Raw genomic sequence first — 15,768 nt, 5'->3', positions numbered from 1 at the left:
CGAGCTTGACGGAGAGAGTTGTGCGCGGCGGAGAGATCAAGGCCCTCACGGGACTTAGGATCGTTGCCGCCTTCTGGGTGGTGCTCTTCCACTTCCGGCCGCTGCTGGAACAGGCCGCCCCCGAATTCCGGTCCGCGCTGAACCCCATCCTCAACTGCGGCGCCCAGGGCGTCGATCTGTTTTTCATCCTCAGCGGATTCGTGCTGACGTGGAATTACCTGGACAGGATGGGCCACCGCTGGTCAACCCGGGAGACGCTGCACTTCCTGTGGCTGCGCCTGGCCCGCGTCTGGCCCGTCTACCTGGTCACCATGCACCTGGCTGCGCTGTGGGTCATCTTCACCATGCACGTCGGGCACGTGCCCGAACGTATCGACACCTTCGACGCCACCAACTATGTGCGCCAGCTCTTCATGGTGCAGCTGTGGTTCCGTCCGTACTTCGACCTGTCCAGCTGGAACGGCCCGGCCTGGTCGATCAGCGCCGAATGGCTGGCCTACCTGCTCTTCGGCGGCCTGGTTCTCGTCATCTTCCGGATGGCGCACGCGACGCGTGCCCGCAGCCTCGTGGTACTGGCCGTGCTGGCCTCGCTGCCGCCGGTGATGCTCCTGCTGCTGACCGGGCAGTTCTACACCCCATGGAGCTGGCTGCCGCGCATCGTCATGCAGTTCACCGCCGGCGCGCTCGCCTGCGCGGCCGTGAGCCGGCTCAAGTTGTCGCACCGTTCCCGGCATATCGCCGGCTACGTCGCACTGCTGATCGTCGCGACCATCGTCGGTGCGCTGTACTTCCTGGACGCACACCCGATCTCCGGCGTGGTCGACAGCAGCGGGGTAGTGGACGTGCTGTTTGTGCCGTTGGTGATGGCGCTGGCCGTGGGTATCGGCCCGCTACCGACACTGCTCTCGACACGTGTCATGGTCTACGGCGGCCAGATCTCCTTCGGGTTGTACATGATCCACGAGCTCGTGCACGTGTCGTGGACATGGGCGACCAAGCAGTTCGAACTTTCGCTGCTCGATCCCGGCGGCGGCTGGATTGTGATCGGGTTGCTGGCGCTGGCCGTGGCGTTGTCCATGGCGCTGTACCACTGGGTGGAAGAACCGGGACGACGGTGGATGCGCCGCATGATCGGCGTCACCAAGCCCGCCATCACCGACCACCACGCCACACACAACGGGCACAAACTTCGGGTGTCCGAGGACCTGGCCGAGCCCGAACGGGAGCCGGTCGCTGTTAGTTCCCTGGGAGTAACGACTCGTTAGTTTCAAACGAATAACGCTGTGCCGCAGCCGGGTTTGAGTGCCCCTAAAATGCTGGGGACAGTGGAGGTAGCAGTGGTTCGTCTGGCCGCGTTCATCATCGCATTCGGGTTCCTGATCGGTTTTCCGATCGGTAGGGCTGCGGAGCACCCGCAGCCGGTGCGGCCGTACCGGCTCGCCTACTCCGGATCGGGCCTGAACCATGTCGCGGTGGTCAGCGATTCCTACACCACCGGCACCAGAGAGGGCGGCCTGGGAGCCAAGTCGTGGACGTCGCTGGCCTGGCGGATTCTGGGCCGAGAAGGGGTCTCCGTGAGCGCCGACGTCGCCGCCGAAGGCCGCGCCGGATACGGCGTGCGCGGAGATCACGGCAGCGTGTTCGCCGACCTCACCGGCCGGGTGGTGCATCCCGACGACGAGCTGGTGGTGTTCTTCGGCTCGCGCAACGACCAGGGCGTCGACCCCGATGCGTACGCCGAGGCAACGCGCAGCACGTTGGAGTCGGCGCGGCGCATGGCGCCCGCGGCCAAGCTGCTCGTCATCGGTCCGCCGTGGCCGACGGCCGACGTCCCCGATGTGGTGACCCAGCTGCGGGACATCCTGTACGGCCAGGCCCGCGCGGTCGGGGCAGCCTGGGTGGATCCGCTGGCCGAACGCTGGTTCGTCGGGCGCCCGGAGCTGATCGGCTCGGACGGGGTGCATCCCAACGACGCCGGGCACGCCTACCTGGCCGACAAGATCGCTCCGCTCATCGGCACCCGGCTTACCCGCCGGCTCTAACCGGCGATCACGTCGAAGGTGCCGAACAGGGTGAGCCCCGCGGCGGGAGCCAGCGCGCTGGACGCGGTGTTGGTCACCTGGCAGCGGTATTGCGGCTCGTAGCCCTGCGCGCAGGCGTATCGAAACACCGCACGCACCAACCGCCGGGCATGTCCCTTGCCCCGGAAGATGGGCAGCGTCAGCACCCCCAGATCCATGATCGCCGCGTCCTCCCACGGGTAGATGCTGGAGACGGCGACCAGGCGGCCATTGTCAAAGGAGCCGAACACTGCCCAGTGGTCCAGTTCCACCTGGGCATCGTCCAAATCCTGTTCTGAGGCAGCCGATTCGAAGGCTTTGAAGATGGCTTCATCGTCGGCCGTCAGCTGACGGATGTCCCCGGTCGGGGCCGTGGCGACGAGTGCTTCGCGGGCGTCGTCGGTGAAGTAGAACAGGTTGTCCGCGCCGTGCATCGAAATCCCGGCCGTATCCAGGCCGGCCCAGAAATCTTCTTCCGAGATGGATTGGGCACCATCGAATCCCGCACGCTCGGCGAGTTCGGGCACGAGGGAGACACTGGCCTTACCGTCGACCGTGCGGAGCACCATCAGCTGTCCGTCGTCGTCGAGGTCAGGGTAGGCGGCGAGCTGGAAGTCCGCGCCGTCGTGAAGCACGGTGCCGCGACGGAAGTAGGTGCGCCAGAAATCGGTGACGATCGGGGAAAAGTCGGGCATCGGCTCTATCTGTTCAAGGTAATCGGTTATGGCACAAACGGATCCAGAGTAGAGGCCGGGCCGAAAGGACGCCACCAAATAATCGGGGTGCGCCGTCATGAATCAGGCCGCCTGCATCCCGAAGGACACAGGCGGCCTGATCTACGTTCTAAAAGCGTCAGTTCATCAGCGACGTGAGCAGCGGGTTGCCCGAGGTCTGGGCGCGCTTCTCCGGGTCGGTGCAGTCCTTCCACTTCCCGTTTTCCTGCACGAACTCGCGCTCCTGGTTGGCGGTGACATCGTGGCCCTGTGCGGTGACAGCCGCAGTGGCTGTCGGCGGGGTGACATTGATATCGGAGACGTTGTAGGTCACGCTGGCCAGCACCTCACGGGCCGCGTTGTGGAACGAGGACCGGTAGGCCTTGTCGTCGTTGTTCTGGATCGCGGTGGTCAGTGCCTGGGTGGTCGGAGCGGAGACACCGGCCGCCGACGCCACGGCGTTGATCATCCCGGGCCCGTAGCCGGAAATCTGGCTCAACGGGGGGATCTGGTCATCAGCAGTCTTGGATGCCACCACGCCGCGGAACTTGTCGCAGAAGAACGTCGAGAGCTTGGCGTTGTCGAGCGACTTGATAGCCGTCGCCTCTCCGGCGACGATGTCCCTGATCTGCTGCTCGTCGGCAGGGGCCGCGGCGGCCAGGGCGGGCCCGCTGAGTGCGGCGGCCAGCGCGATCACGCCAGCGCTCACGAGGCGTTTCTTCATGTAGAGCTCCCATTCGTCGGGTTTTGACAAACCTTACCGAAAGAAATGTCGCGTGCCCCCGCTTAGCTGTTACCGATATAGAGCAACCAGCAGCACCAGCGCCGCCAGCACACCGATCAGCATCACGGCCTTGCGCAGCTTCCAGGCGAGAAGCAAACCGATGGCGATGGCCGCAAGGGCGACGGGATGCGACGCGAGCGCAGAGACGTCCATGCCTCCACCATGTCACGGCGCCGGGGCCACGTGCCGATCCGCCATACGGATGAAAAAGGCCCCGACCGAGTCATCTCCGGTCAGGGCCTTACTTCTAGCGGCGGGGTACTCGGCGCTATGCGCCTCCTACCCTCTCCAGGCTGCTGCGGGCCAACCTCTCCACCAAAGAAGGCCGGTCAGCGTCGCCCCACGCAGCGCATCCCAGAACAGTAACTAGGCCAGCTTCCAGACGTAAGCGACCGGTGCAACCGATGACCGATCCTCTGTCTTGCAGGTGGTAGCGGGTTCCCCGCAAGTTCGACCTGACCACTTAAGATCTGTCGATTGTCGTAGCAAACACCTAAAACATGTATTCATGTAGACATACCCGGCCCTGTTCTGCCATGCTGCTGCAATCAGCTACACGTTTTCACGACGTGCGGCACGAGCGGGAGGGTTCGATCCGGGTGGTAATGAAAGATCGCTGGCAGATGTCGCCGGGTATGCGCCGAATATCAGCAGTTGTCGCCATCGCGGCACTTACCATCGGTGGCGCGAAGATCGCCAGCGACCACACCATGCCTGGTAGTGGCTTTTCGACCGTCGCTACCGTAGCAGCAGACCCAACGGGACCTCCGGGACCAACGGGGGGCATGACCGACGGCGGAGGTTCCCAGTTTCAGCCACCACAAATGCCCAGCTCAATGCCCGATTACCAGGGCGGCAACCAGCCACCCCTAGACCAAAACAACGGAATCTCGATCTATAACAGCGGGAATCCGCAAGCACCGCAACAGGTTCCAGGTCAGCAGGGCGCGCAACAACCGCAACAGGCCCAGCAGCCCGCGCACGGCACACAGATACCCGATTATCAGACCGCGACGCCGTACACGCAGGGGCCAGGTAAAGCGAACCCGGACTACCAAGCGCCGCAACAGGGCAACCAGGCCCAGCAGGGTCAGCAACAGCAGCAGCAGCCGAGTCAGGCTCCCACGCAGACTCAGCAGCCTCAGAATCCGCAGGATCAGGACACTCAGCAATTGCAGCAGCGGTGCCAGAATGGGGCGCTGTTGTTGGGTGCGATTACGCCTGTTGGCGGAGGTGGCCGGGTGCTTGGTGGCCACTTTGCGCCTCGCCGGGATCCGACGATTATTCCGCCGTGGCCTGCCCCGCCTCCGGGTAGCGAAGGGCTCCAGCAGCTCATCGATCGGATGCTGGAATGTAACTGCATCGATGACGCCTCCCAAGCAGTCGGGAAGACGGTGAAGGACTTCGATCAGCAGATTCGAAAGTTCCTTAGTGACAACTTGAGAACGCAATGCACTTCGCTTTATCTCACCTGCGTCTCGGTTCTTAGCAAAAAGGCAAGTAAGTGGCTGGATACGTGGGGGACCATACCTGCCGGTGTATTCACGATAGCTTCGGGGCTCTTTTGCGGAGCTGTTGGTAGTGCCGTGCCGGTTGTGGGCACGGTAACCTTAGGTGCGTTGTGCACTGCGGGTGCGGCAGCGTATGCACTTGAGTTCGCTGCGGCTGCGAAGATAGCGGCAAATACAGGGAATTGCGTTGCTCTGCTGACCAGAGTGGCCGACTTCATCACTTCGGGTACTCCGGGTTCGATCCCGTCGTTCATTCCGCTGGGAGGTGGATTGTGCAGCTAGCCAAAACAGCAGGGTTTTGGGCGGTCGCTGCAAGCTTGGTTTTTTGTTCAGCGTGCGACTCGCCTGCCAAACACGATGGCAGTGAGCGCTTGAAGGATGACTATCGATCCGCCATTTCTGCATACAATTCGGGAAATGCGCCGCGATACAAGTCTTATCTTTGCGAGGCATTTGTTAATGTTGCATCTAAGATAACACCGCTTGATGATAGTGAGAAGCTGCTTGAAACTCTCGAGATTACGGGCAAAAGAGTAATAAATGGCATAGATTCCGTGAAGATAGACGGCGATCAGGCGACTGCCGTCATCGAATTCTATGATGAAAAAGTAAATAAGGATAAGCCGACCACGCAGACTTTGAACTTCTTGCGTGAAGGTGATGGCTGGAAGCTATGTGTGGCACCTGTCGTTTCGTCGCCCATTACGAGCATCCCTCCTTTCCCGCAGTGACGCGAGGAGTCAAAGAGTATGGTTGATTTCAAAGAAACCAGGCAGCAGCGACGGCTGCTCGTAGCGTTGTACAGCGTGTGCTTTCCAGTCATGCTGTTTCTGATATTTACCTATGGCAATTCTATGGGATCGTTGATTGCCTTCATTATCGGATGGATTGCGGTGACAATCGTGGCGTTGTACATTTACAACAGGTTGGGCAATAAAGGTGTATAAATTACTAGCGATTCTTGCCATCTTTCTCGCATGTACTGCCTGCGTTGCGGATAACCAGACCGGCTCCACGGAACATTCAACTCATGCGGCTGTATCGTCAAGTTCAAGTTTTCCAGCCAATCCGGGACTGGCCAATCAGTTGAACAGTATTCCTGGCAGAATGCCTGGCGGTGCCGAAAATCCAGTTGGTCGTGATGCCGCGCCAGTTGGTGCCTGCGTGAACCTGTCCGGCGAAAAGATTAACGCCAGCATCAGGACGGTCCCTTGCGGAAGCAGCGACAATAACTACATTGTTATTCAACGGGTGAATTTTCCAACGGACTGCGTTGCGGACGCCGACAGACGCTACTATCACAATAGCAAGCAAGGAGAATTTACCGCGTGCCTCGATTTAGCATGGTCACCGGCGTCATGCATAAGCATCGATAGCCCCAAAGTTGTTCGGACGGCTTGTGACGACGCGCAAGCGCCCAATCGATACAGGCCGATTAAAGTAGTGCTGAACACGGAAAACGTCGACAGTTGCCCAGATAAAGGGTTCCCACATGCCGTACGTAAATTCACAGTCTGTACGGAGACTCAGAAGTAGATGTCAGAGCCGTGGGCTCAGCCGCACATGCCGACGCCTGTTCGTCGTCGGTGGCCGAAGATTGTGGGTTGGATCACTGTCGGTGTGGTCGCTGTCGTGGCGTGGTGTGTGATGGCTGGTTTCGGTGTGATGTGGGTCCTGAAAATGCAGCATGCCCGCAGGATCGTGCCCGCCGCAGAGACCGCCCACACCGATTTTTCCACGATCAAGGGCCAATTCCCGGCCAATACCGTCACCATGAACCCGGATTTCCCCGCCCACTCGTGTGCGCATTTGTATGCGTCCGAGAAGAATTGGAGCTTGTCGAAGGCTGAATGCGGCGCTCCCGACGACAACTACATTGTGGTGCAGCAGACGCGGAATCGGGACGAATGTGTCGCTGATGTTGATTACAAGTTCTGGAGTACAACCGCTGACGGCCACGAATACGCCGTATGCATGGACTATCACTGGATACGGGATACATGCTTGAGCATCACGAAGCGCGATTCACATCGTGTCAGCTGCGACGACGCCTCCCAACCAGGTAGAGAGAAACCGGTCAGGCTGGTCGTGGACACCACGTCTCTTAGCCGCTGCCCTGACGGCGGGTTCGCTCACCCTGTCCGCAAGTTCTCCGTGTGCACCCAGACGCAGAAGTAGCTCGTCTCCGTTGCCGGTTTGGGTTTATCCCGGAGAGAAAGCAGGCGCTGGCCGAGTGAGGCGCGCGACAGATGCGTTAAGGGGTCACCCCCCAGGGGAGTTGGTAGGTGCCATTCAGAACTTGCTCTATCTGCTCCGATGATGCACCGCTAATCCTTAATCGTGCGCGCACACGGACCTGCTGGGCGACACTTTGCAATGCCTTCTGAAATTGGTAGCCATGTTCATTGAGAGCATTCGCAAGCGCAACACTTGTGGGACACTGGACTCAGGTACGGCGAGATGGCGGCGTTGAAGTTATCTAGTTTCGACATGCTGCGTCGGCGGGTGAACATCTGTCAGTCAGTGACCGAGGTGTCCGGCAGCTCGTCTGGTCGACCCCGCAGAACCATGCATGCCGGTCGGTACCGTTTCCCCAAGTTCCTGACGGCTGACCTGGCCGCTCGGATGGAAGGCAAGGGCCGCGACGATCCAGTGTTCGCCGCGCCAGCGGGCGGGGTGCTGCGCATAGCGACCTTCCGAACTCGGGTATTCAACAAAGCCGTGGACAAGTTGCGAGGTCTGAACGACGACGGCACTCCCACGACCGACTGGCCCCTCCCCACGATGCAGGACCTACGGCACACAGCGGCGTCTCTGGCCATTTCGGCCGGCGCGAACGTAAAGGCTGTGCAGACGATGCTCGGCCATAAATCTGCGGCGCTCACGCTCGACACCTACGCCGGTCTTTTTCCCGATGGTCTAGATGCCGTCGCGGACGCTCTGGACGCCGCTGTACGGGCTATCCGTGAATCTGCTGCGGGCTAACTGCGGGCCACGGGCGGCGCGAGTCCCGGAAATGAAAAGGTCCTGACCAAGTGATTCCTGGTCAGGGCCTTACTTCTAGCGTCGGGGTGGCGGGATTCGAACCCACGACCTCTTCGTCCCGAACGAAGCGCGCTACCAAGCTGCGCCACACCCCGCTTTGAAGCCAGGCAAGGGTATCGCATCGAGGCCGTTGGTCGCGAATGCGTTGATCCGCGGGCCGCAAAGCGGGTGTGACGTGCCGCTATCGACGGGTGCTGCGCAGCACCGTCAGCCGATCCCGATATTCGGCCTCGGTGATCTCTCCCCGCGCGTACACGTCACGCAAGGTGCCCTCGCCCTGACGTCCGATCCAGCGGCGCCGCGCGGAGACGATCGCGACGATCACCAGGGTCCAGAACAGGATCGGGAACCCTACGAACCAGGGATGCCAGGTGGGATCGCCCCAGCGGTCCGTGTGGTCGGCAAGGAATGTCGTTGTGGTGGTGGCAATCTCGTTGATGTTCATGCCCTCAGCGTGCCAGGGTATGTGCCGGGAAACATCGGCCTCGCGGCGGTAGTTCGGGTACGCGCCTGGGCGTAGGTTTCAGTCCTGCCAGCGGGGGCGCACCAGCCCCGACTCGTAGGCGATGACCACCAACTGGGTGCGATCACGTGCGCTCAGTTTGGTCAGGATGCGGCTCACATGGGTGCGTGCCGTCGCCGGGCTCATGAACAGCCGCGCCCCGATCTCGGCGTTGGTGAGCCCCTCGGCCACCAGCGCCATCACCTCTCGCTCACGATCGGTGAGATCGTCCAGCCCGGACTCGGCGGGTTGCTTGGCATGGGTGGAGTACTCCGCCAGCAGCCTGCGGGTCACCGACGGCGAGAGCAGCGCATCTCCCTCCGCGACCACACGCACCGCTCTGACCAGCTCCGATGGTTCGGAATGCTTGACAAGAAACCCGCTGGCACCGGCCCGCATCGCCTCGAAGACATACTCGTCGAGCTCGAAAGTCGTGAGCACCACCACCCGAACATCTGCCAGGCCGGGATCCGCGGCGATCTGCCGTGTCGCGGCCAAACCATCCAACTCGGGCATGCGGATATCCATCAGCACCACGTCGGGACGGTGCTCCCGTGCCGCCGCCAGCGCCTGCGCACCGGTAGCGGCCTCGGCCACCACCTCGATGCCGTCCTGCGCGTCGAGCAGTGCGACGAAACCCGCCCGGATCAGGGCCTGATCGTCGGCCACGACCACCCGGATACTCATTGGGGCGCCAGTGGCAGCTGTGCGCTCACCACGAACCCTCCGTCGGCCGCGGTCTGTGCCGTCAATGATCCGTTCAGCGCGCGCACTCGCTCCCGCATTCCCGCGATCCCGGTCCCTCCCGACATCGCGGCTCGTAGCCGGGCAGGCCCGGGATCTTCCACAGTGACGTCGATCGTGTCCGCGTGATAGCCGACCGTCACGACCGCCTCGATGGCCGACGAGTGCCGTGCCACATTGGTCAGCGCCTCCTGCACAATCCGCCCGGCCGCGACATCCACCACGGCGGGCAGCGGCACCACGGACCCGTGCACCCAGGTGTTGACCGCGAGCCCGGCGGCGCGCGCGGTGGCCACCAGGGCATCTAGATCCGTCACCCCCGGCGTCGGCGCGACGGGAACCCCCGCCTCCGTCCGCAGCGCCGCGACCAACGAATGCACGTCCGAAATTGCTTGCCTGCTGGCCTCTTTGATCGCGGCGAGCGCGGGCCTGGCGCCCTCAGGCTGATCATCGAGGAGCTCCAGCGCCACCGAGGACTGCACATTGATCATCGACAGGCTGTGCGCCAACACATCGTGCAGCTCCCGGGCCAATGCCAGCCGTGCCTCGGTCTCCCGGCGCTCGCGGTCGGTCTGCGCCTCCCGCGCGATCGAGGCACGGCGCTGTCTGCGGGCCTCCAGCGCCACCCGCCGTTGACGGATCGCCTCGGCGACACCGACCAGCACCAGCAGCCAGGCCGCGGTCGCCGTCACCGCGATGGATGGCGGCGGGTTCTCGCCGCGAAGCCACGGCACACCCCACATCACGGCCGCCCAGCCAAGGAAGGGCAGAGGATAGGTCAGCCAGCGTGAGCCCTGTGTCGCCGCGGCCAGAAACGCCACTACCAGGGAAAGGAAGATGGGCCCGAAGCCGAATCCCGCCAGCGGATAGACGATCGTCACCGCAAGCACGATGAGCAGCACGGCGTACGGATGCAGGCGACGGGCCAGCAGCGCCACCGGGCCGGCCACCAACAGCAGATAGGCGAACCAGTCCAGCTCACGCCATCCCACGTCGGGGTGCTGATAGCGCGCGCCGGTGCTGCCGACCACCTGGATCACCGCGATGACGAGCGGCACCAGCCACGTGCGCGGCGAGCGCATCGCATCCATGTACCGAACCTAGTGGCGGGTGGTCTCGACGGGCGTCAGCTTGATGACGTAGCGGCCATTACGTCGGGGGGATTAGTCCCAGTGGCCGGTGTCCTCGAACTGCGCAAGGCGCACCGACGGCCCCAACAGATCGAATTCCTGCTCGGCGACCCAGTGATCGTCGAAGTAGGTGTCGGCGTACCGGTCGCCGCTATCGGCCAGCAAGGTGACAACGGAGCCACCAACGCCGCTGCTGGCCATTTCCGAGATCAGCCGGAATGCGCCGCACAGGTTGGTTCCCGTCGACGCGCCCACCCGTCGGCCCAGCACCGTGCTGGCATGGCGGGTGAGGGCCACCGAGAACTCGTCGGGAATCTGCTCCATGCGGTCCACCACCGTCGGCAGAAACGACGGCTCCACACGTGGGCGCCCGATGCCTTCGATGCGCGACGAAATCCCGGTCACCACATCACGTTCCGAGAGATATGACGGGTAGAACGCGGAGTTGTCGGGGTCCACCACGCACAGTTTGGTGGGATAGCGCCGATACCGGATGTAGCGACCGATGGTGGCGCTGGTGCCGCCCGTGCCCGCGCCGACCACGATCCACGTTGGTAGCGGATGCTTTTCGTGATGCATCTGGTTGAAGATCGATTCGGCGATGTTGTTGTTTCCGCGCCAGTCGGTGGCCCGTTCGGCATTGGTGAACTGATCCAGGTAATGCCCACCGGTCTCGCGGGCAAGCCGCTGCGCCTCGGCGTACACCTGCTGCGCCTCGTCAACGAAATGGCAACGGCCACCCTGGGATTCAATCAAGGCAATCTTGCTGGGGCTGGTCGACGCCGGCATCACCGCAATGAACGGCAACCCCAACAGCTGCGCGAAATAGGCCTCGGAGACCGCCGTGGAACCCGATGACGCCTCCACGATCGTGGCGTTCTCACGAATGAACCCGTTGCACAGTCCGTACAGGAAAAGCGAACGCGCCAAACGATGTTTGAGGCTGCCGGTGATGTGAGTGGACTCGTCCTTGAGGTACAGCTGCACATCCACGGTGTCGGCCCACGCCGCCGGTAACGGATACCGCAGCAGGTGAGTGTCGGCGCTACGACGGGCATCGGCCTCGATCAACCGGACCGCGTTATCGGCCCACGCGCGGCTCACGTCACTGCACGGTAGCGCTGGGCGACCGGTCACCGGATTCGGCATCGGCCCCTTGGCTGCCGACGCGCGCCGGCACCAAGGTCAGTAGCGTCGCCTCCGGACGGCAGAAGAACCGCATCGGTGCGAACGGTGACGTCCCGATACCCGCCGACACGTGCAGCTGCATGTGTGAACCCCACTGCGATGGGCCCTTCACCCGGGAACGGTCCAGCTCGCAGTTGGTGACGATCGCCCCGTAAAACGGCAGGCACAGCTGCCCGCCATGGGTGTGACCTGCCATCACCAGCTGGTAGCCGTCCTCGGCGAAACGGTCCAGCACCCGCGGTTCGGGTGAGTGGGTCAGCCCCAGCCGCAGTGTCGCCAGCGGATTGGGCATCCCGGCAATGGTGTCGTAGCGGTCGCGGTGCAGATGCGGATCGTCCACCCCGGCGGCCGCGATCCGCACTCCGGCGACCTCCAGCTCGTGTCGGGTGTGGGTCATATCGTGCCAACCGCGCTCGGTGAACGCGGCGCGCAGATCCTGCCACGGCAGTGGTTCGCCGTGCTTGCGCTCATCGCTCTTGTACAGGTACTTGGCCGGATTCTTGAGCCGCGGTCCGAAGTAGTCGTTGCTTCCGAAGACGAAAAGTCCTGGGACCGAAAGCAAGTCACCCAACGCCTGCACTACCGAGGACACCGCCCTCGGGTGCGCCAGATTGTCGCCGGTGTTGATCACCAGGTCCGGCTGCCACTGTGCCAATTCACGCAACCAGGCCTGCTTGAGGCGCTGGCCGGGCCGCATGTGGATGTCGCTGATGTGCAGCACGCGCAACGGAGAAGCACCGGGATCGAGTACATCCATCGTCGCTTCGCGCACGGTGAACGCGTTGCGTTCGATGATCGACGCGTACCCGATGCCAAGCGCGGCCGAACCTGCCGAGTAGGCCGCCGCCCGCTTGATGACCGTGTTCAACGACGTACTCATCATCCGAGAGTAACTCCGAAAGCTGAGGTACCCCTGATCACCACCGCAAAACGTGGCGAATTTCTCCTCGCGGATGAACCGCCTGCGTGAAGACCGAGGGCTAGATCACGGAGGCGGCGCCAGCACCGGCACCGTGATGGGCGGCAGGCCGGGGATGTTCACGATGGTGGTGGTCATCTCGCCAGGCGGCATACCGGGCATGCCGGGAAAGACAATGGGCGGCGGTGCCGGCGGGATGCCGTTACTGAGCATGATGGTGATGACGGAACCGGGAATGGTGGTTCCGGATGGGCTGGTACCCACAACCTCGTTGAACGGCGCCGTGCTGTTCACCGAGCTGGCTTGGTCGGCCACCCTGAAACCGGCCTTCTTGAGGACATCCCGGGCCTCGGACTCGCGCAGACCGTTGATGCTGGGCACCTTGGACCCCGGACCACCTTCCACGTACCGCGGCTCGGTGGGCGGCAGCACGGTCGGACCGTAGTTGTCGGCGATCGGTTTCATCGCCTCGAACCAGGCGCGCGCGGGCTCGTTGCCGCCGTAGAGGTTTCCGTCTCCGCACTTGCGCAGCGGGAAGGAGCACAGGTCGCCGGGCGTAGTCGAGTCGTCGTAGATGTAGCTCGCTCCGGCCAAGTTGTTGGTGTACCCCAGGAATGCCGACGACCGGTGCGCCTCGGTGGTCCCGGTCTTGCTGGACAGCGGCAGGTTCCATCCCACCGATCCGGCGGAACCGGCGGCCGTACCGCCGGGCTGGTCGTCCTTGCTCATCGCGTTGGCCAGGGTGTTGGCCAGTCCCGTGGGCACCACCTGTTCGCAGGCCTCGACCGTCGTGGGTACTTCCTTGCCGTGGCGGTCGAAGACCTTGTCGATGGGGTTGGGTGGGCACCATTTGCCACCCGAAGCCAGAGTGGCTGCCACATTGGACAATTCGAGTGGATTGATCTGAATCGGGCCGAGAGTGAACGAGCCCAGGTTGTATTTCTTGATGTAGTCCGCCAGGCTCTCGTCGCCCTCGGGGTCGTATGGCTTGGCGGTGCCTGGTTCGGCGTAGGAACGCATACCCAGCTTGACGGCCATATCCACTGCCTTGGACACGCCAATCGACTGAATGAGCTTGGCGAACGCCGTGTTCGGGGAGGTCGCGAGGGCGTCGGTGATGCTCATCGGGGAACGGTAATTGCCGACGTTCTTGACGCACCAGTTGTCCTTGGGACATCCCTTGGAGCCGTCACTGCTGCCCAGGCCCTTGGCCGCGAAGGTGGGCGGCACATCCAGCACGGTGTTGATGCCCATGCCCATATCCATGGCCGCAGCGACCGTGAAGATCTTGAAGATCGAGCCGGCGCCGTCGCCGACGAGGGAGAAGGGTTGGGGCTGCATGGTCTGGTAGGTGTTGGCGTCCAGGCCGTACGTACGACTGGAGGCCATCGCCAAGATGGGGTGGATGGTCTGCCCCGGCTTGATGATGCTCATGACGTTGGCGATGCCGTTGAGACCCGGATCGGCGATGTGGGATACCGCCTGCTTCACGGAGTTCTGCACATCCGGGTCCAACGTGGTGCGGATGAGGTATCCGCCCTTCATCACCTGGTCCTTGCTGATACCGGACTTGGCCAGATAGTCGAGCACGTAATCGCAGAAGAACGCGCGGTCACCTGCGGCGATGCACCCGCGGGGCAGTTCATTGGGCTGAGGCAGCACGCCCAGGGGCTGTGCCCTGGCGGCCAGCAGCTCGTCCTTCTTCTCCGGGGCGTTGGCAATCATGGTGTCGAGCACCAGGTTCCGGCGTGCCAGTGCGCCTTCGGGGTTGACGTAGGGATTGAGTCCGGAGGTGGACTGCACCATGCCGGCCAACATGGCGGCTTGCTGCCAGTTCAGATCTTTGGCATCGACACCGAAGTAGGTCTGTGCGGCATCCTGCACACCGAAGGAGTTGTTGCCGAATGACACCAGGTTCAGGTACCGGGTCAGGATCTCCTGCTTGGTGAAGGTCTGATCCAGCCGCAGCGCCATCCGGATCTCGCGGAGCTTGCGGGCGGGGGTGGTCTCGATGGCGGCCTTGCGCTCCGCGTCGGTCTTGGCCACCACCAGCAGCTGGTAGTTCTTCACATACTGCTGTTCGATCGTCGAACCACCGCGCGTGCCCTCGTCGCCGGAGGCGTATCCGGCCAAGCCGCCCAGCGTGCCCTTCCAGTCGACACCGTTATGCGAGGTGAAGCGCTTGTCCTCGATGGACAGTAGGGCCAGCTTCATGGTGTCGGCGATTTGGTCGGCGGGCACCTCGAAACGTCGCTGTGTGTAGAGGTACGCGATCTTGTTGCCCTTGGCGTCTTCCACCGTGGTGACGGCGGGCACCTCGCCCTGAAGCAACTGGGTGGAGCCGTTGGCTACCACGTCGGACGCACGATTGGATGCCAGCCCGAATCCACCCGCGAAGGGGAACATCAGCCCGGCCAGGACCACCGCGGCGACAAGTCCGCAGCCCGCAAGCTTCGCGAGAGTCGTGGCGGGGGGTTCAGGGGGGGACAGCCGTTCTGGCATACGCACAGGGTACGTGGCGTCCTCAGAGGTGTCTGCGGGGTAGTTGGTTGGTAACGCAGGGCCTCCGCGGGGCGATGAAAAGACGTTGTCGGCACAACCGTCCCAAAAAATTCGATTCAGATGTTGCGTTGAAGATCTCTGACCACTAACTTGATCTCACGGTGTGATTCAAGTTACACACCAAGCGGACTGTGGCCCACGCCTCTCGAGGGGCCGCTCGTGATAGAAGGGATTGCCTGTGTCAGCTTCACGGCCAGCCATGAGTGCTTTGCAGACGGCGGTATCGATCGATGGTGGAGAAGCGCGCATTGCCTGGGTTTCTCAGGCCAGATGCAGACAGGGCGACCCTGACGAGTTGTTCGTACGCGGAGCGGCGCAGCGCAAGGCTGCGGTCATCTGCCGGCACTGCCCCGTGATGATGGAATGCGGCGCCGACGCGCTGGATAACCGTGTGGAGTTCGGGGTCTGGGGCGGACTGACCGAACGGCAGCGTCGCGCGATGCTGAAGGCTCATCCCGAGGTGGAATCCTGGGCTGACTTCTTCGCCGCGCAGCGCAAGCACAAGAGCGCCGTTTAGACGCTCAAACACTTAAGACGCCGAGCGCGCACATGGGGCACCGAATCCGCGAAGATTCGAGCATCCAAGTGCGCGCTCGCTGCGTTTTAGGGG

General features: G+C 62.9%; 17 protein-coding genes and 1 tRNA gene. 8 read left to right on the top strand and 10 right to left on the bottom strand.

Annotated elements, in window-relative coordinates:
• The first annotated feature begins 20 nt into the window (after nucleotides 1-20).
• Nucleotides 21-1,265 (top strand): acyltransferase family protein, encoded by a 1,245-nt coding sequence (locus tag BKG76_RS09075; protein ID WP_070937362.1) that lies wholly within the window; start codon nucleotides 21-23, stop codon nucleotides 1,263-1,265.
• Between the two features lie 72 nt (nucleotides 1,266-1,337).
• On the top strand, nucleotides 1,338-2,042 hold the full coding sequence (locus tag BKG76_RS09070; RefSeq protein WP_070939075.1) for an Rv0518 family GDSL lipase: 705 nt from the start codon (nucleotides 1,338-1,340) through the stop codon (nucleotides 2,040-2,042).
• Here BKG76_RS09070 and BKG76_RS09065 read toward each other — a convergent pair.
• From BKG76_RS09065 to BKG76_RS25125, 3 genes are all read right to left on the bottom strand, one after another.
• Nucleotides 2,039-2,755, bottom strand: coding sequence for a GNAT family N-acetyltransferase (locus BKG76_RS09065; RefSeq protein ID WP_070937361.1), 717 nt, complete (start codon nucleotides 2,753-2,755; stop codon nucleotides 2,039-2,041). The two genes, BKG76_RS09070 and BKG76_RS09065, sit on opposite strands and share 4 nt — an antisense overlap.
• A 157-nt stretch (nucleotides 2,756-2,912) precedes the next feature.
• Nucleotides 2,913-3,497: a hypothetical protein gene (locus BKG76_RS09060; protein ID WP_070937360.1), complete on the bottom strand. Its 585-nt coding sequence runs from the start codon at nucleotides 3,495-3,497 to the stop codon at nucleotides 2,913-2,915.
• Between the two features lie 69 nt (nucleotides 3,498-3,566).
• Complete coding sequence (locus BKG76_RS25125; protein WP_164909393.1) at nucleotides 3,567-3,710, bottom strand: hypothetical protein; 144 nt, start codon at nucleotides 3,708-3,710, stop codon at nucleotides 3,567-3,569.
• A 446-nt stretch (nucleotides 3,711-4,156) separates the two neighbouring features.
• Here BKG76_RS25125 and BKG76_RS25290 point away from each other — a divergent pair, with 446 nt between their 5' ends.
• From BKG76_RS25290 to BKG76_RS09035, 5 genes are all read left to right on the top strand, one after another.
• Nucleotides 4,157-5,350: a hypothetical protein gene (locus tag BKG76_RS25290; RefSeq protein WP_236737587.1), complete on the top strand. Its 1,194-nt coding sequence runs from the start codon at nucleotides 4,157-4,159 to the stop codon at nucleotides 5,348-5,350.
• The gene (locus tag BKG76_RS25005; protein ID WP_131815807.1) at nucleotides 5,341-5,799 is read left to right on the top strand and encodes an Rv0361 family membrane protein; all 459 of its coding nucleotides are present in this window, start codon (nucleotides 5,341-5,343) and stop codon (nucleotides 5,797-5,799) included. The genes BKG76_RS25290 and BKG76_RS25005 overlap by 10 nt, the downstream gene beginning before the upstream one ends.
• A gap of 376 nt (nucleotides 5,800-6,175) precedes the next feature.
• Nucleotides 6,176-6,604 (top strand): LppU/SCO3897 family protein, encoded by a 429-nt coding sequence (locus BKG76_RS25585; protein WP_083337984.1) that lies wholly within the window; start codon nucleotides 6,176-6,178, stop codon nucleotides 6,602-6,604.
• Nucleotides 6,605-6,631: 27 nt separating this feature from the next.
• The gene (locus BKG76_RS25285) at nucleotides 6,632-7,246 is read left to right on the top strand and encodes an LppU/SCO3897 family protein (protein ID WP_236737550.1); all 615 of its coding nucleotides are present in this window, start codon (nucleotides 6,632-6,634) and stop codon (nucleotides 7,244-7,246) included.
• Between the two features lie 282 nt (nucleotides 7,247-7,528).
• Nucleotides 7,529-8,053, top strand: coding sequence for a tyrosine-type recombinase/integrase (locus BKG76_RS09035; RefSeq protein WP_131815806.1), 525 nt, complete (start codon nucleotides 7,529-7,531; stop codon nucleotides 8,051-8,053).
• Nucleotides 8,054-8,134: 81 nt separating this feature from the next.
• Here BKG76_RS09035 and BKG76_RS09030 read toward each other — a convergent pair.
• The 7 genes from BKG76_RS09030 to ponA2 all read right to left on the bottom strand — a co-directional run bounded on the left by BKG76_RS09030 (nucleotide 8,135) and on the right by ponA2 (nucleotide 15,098).
• A tRNA-Pro gene (locus BKG76_RS09030) sits at nucleotides 8,135-8,208 on the bottom strand.
• A gap of 86 nt (nucleotides 8,209-8,294) precedes the next feature.
• The gene (locus BKG76_RS09025) at nucleotides 8,295-8,558 is read right to left on the bottom strand and encodes an SHOCT domain-containing protein (protein ID WP_070937355.1); all 264 of its coding nucleotides are present in this window, start codon (nucleotides 8,556-8,558) and stop codon (nucleotides 8,295-8,297) included.
• A 78-nt stretch (nucleotides 8,559-8,636) separates the two neighbouring features.
• The gene (locus tag BKG76_RS09020) at nucleotides 8,637-9,302 is read right to left on the bottom strand and encodes a response regulator transcription factor (RefSeq protein WP_070937354.1); all 666 of its coding nucleotides are present in this window, start codon (nucleotides 9,300-9,302) and stop codon (nucleotides 8,637-8,639) included.
• Complete coding sequence (locus BKG76_RS09015) at nucleotides 9,299-10,450, bottom strand: sensor histidine kinase (RefSeq protein ID WP_070937353.1); 1,152 nt, start codon at nucleotides 10,448-10,450, stop codon at nucleotides 9,299-9,301. Before BKG76_RS09015 ends, BKG76_RS09020 begins: the two co-directional genes overlap by 4 nt.
• A gap of 72 nt (nucleotides 10,451-10,522) precedes the next feature.
• A complete protein-coding gene (gene cds1, locus BKG76_RS09010; protein WP_070937352.1) occupies nucleotides 10,523-11,593 on the bottom strand; it encodes an L-cysteine desulfhydrase Cds1 in 1,071 nt (356 codons plus the stop codon).
• Between the two features lies 1 nt (nucleotide 11,594).
• Nucleotides 11,595-12,557, bottom strand: a complete 963-nt coding sequence (locus BKG76_RS09005) for a metallophosphoesterase (RefSeq protein WP_070939073.1) — start codon at nucleotides 12,555-12,557, stop codon at nucleotides 11,595-11,597.
• Between the two features lie 105 nt (nucleotides 12,558-12,662).
• Entirely contained in the window at nucleotides 12,663-15,098 is a 2,436-nt protein-coding gene (gene ponA2, locus BKG76_RS09000; protein WP_070937351.1) for a transglycosylase/D,D-transpeptidase PonA2, read from the bottom strand.
• A 259-nt stretch (nucleotides 15,099-15,357) separates the two neighbouring features.
• Here ponA2 and BKG76_RS08995 point away from each other — a divergent pair, with 259 nt between their 5' ends.
• Nucleotides 15,358-15,675, top strand: a complete 318-nt coding sequence (locus tag BKG76_RS08995) for a WhiB family transcriptional regulator (protein ID WP_070937350.1) — start codon at nucleotides 15,358-15,360, stop codon at nucleotides 15,673-15,675.
• Nucleotides 15,676-15,768 lie beyond the last annotated feature (93 nt).

Source organism: Mycobacteroides franklinii, assembly GCF_001853795.1.
Taxonomy (GTDB): domain Bacteria; phylum Actinomycetota; class Actinomycetes; order Mycobacteriales; family Mycobacteriaceae; genus Mycobacterium; species Mycobacterium franklinii.
This window is presented reverse-complemented; position numbering and strand designations above follow the sequence as displayed.

Bases quoted from the DNA above. Each gene is read 5' to 3' on its own strand.
- BKG76_RS09035 (WP_131815806.1), top strand. From the start codon at position 7,529: ATGGCGGCGTTGAAGTTATCTAGTTTCGACATGCTGCGTCGGCGGGTG.
- BKG76_RS09005 (WP_070939073.1), bottom strand. From the start codon at position 12,557: ATGAGTACGTCGTTGAACACGGTCATCAAGCGGGCGGCGGCCTACTCG.
- BKG76_RS09020 (WP_070937354.1), bottom strand. From the start codon at position 9,302: ATGAGTATCCGGGTGGTCGTGGCCGACGATCAGGCCCTGATCCGGGCG.
- BKG76_RS25585 (WP_083337984.1), top strand. From the start codon at position 6,176: ATGCCTGGCGGTGCCGAAAATCCAGTTGGTCGTGATGCCGCGCCAGTT.
- BKG76_RS09060 (WP_070937360.1), bottom strand. From the start codon at position 3,497: ATGAAGAAACGCCTCGTGAGCGCTGGCGTGATCGCGCTGGCCGCCGCA.
- BKG76_RS09065 (WP_070937361.1), bottom strand. From the start codon at position 2,755: ATGCCCGACTTTTCCCCGATCGTCACCGATTTCTGGCGCACCTACTTC.
- BKG76_RS25125 (WP_164909393.1), bottom strand. From the start codon at position 3,710: ATGGACGTCTCTGCGCTCGCGTCGCATCCCGTCGCCCTTGCGGCCATC.
- BKG76_RS09015 (WP_070937353.1), bottom strand. From the start codon at position 10,450: ATGGATGCGATGCGCTCGCCGCGCACGTGGCTGGTGCCGCTCGTCATC.
- BKG76_RS09025 (WP_070937355.1), bottom strand. From the start codon at position 8,558: ATGAACATCAACGAGATTGCCACCACCACAACGACATTCCTTGCCGAC.
- ponA2 (WP_070937351.1), bottom strand. From the start codon at position 15,098: ATGCCAGAACGGCTGTCCCCCCCTGAACCCCCCGCCACGACTCTCGCG.
- BKG76_RS08995 (WP_070937350.1), top strand. From the start codon at position 15,358: ATGAGTGCTTTGCAGACGGCGGTATCGATCGATGGTGGAGAAGCGCGC.
- BKG76_RS25285 (WP_236737550.1), top strand. From the start codon at position 6,632: ATGCCGACGCCTGTTCGTCGTCGGTGGCCGAAGATTGTGGGTTGGATC.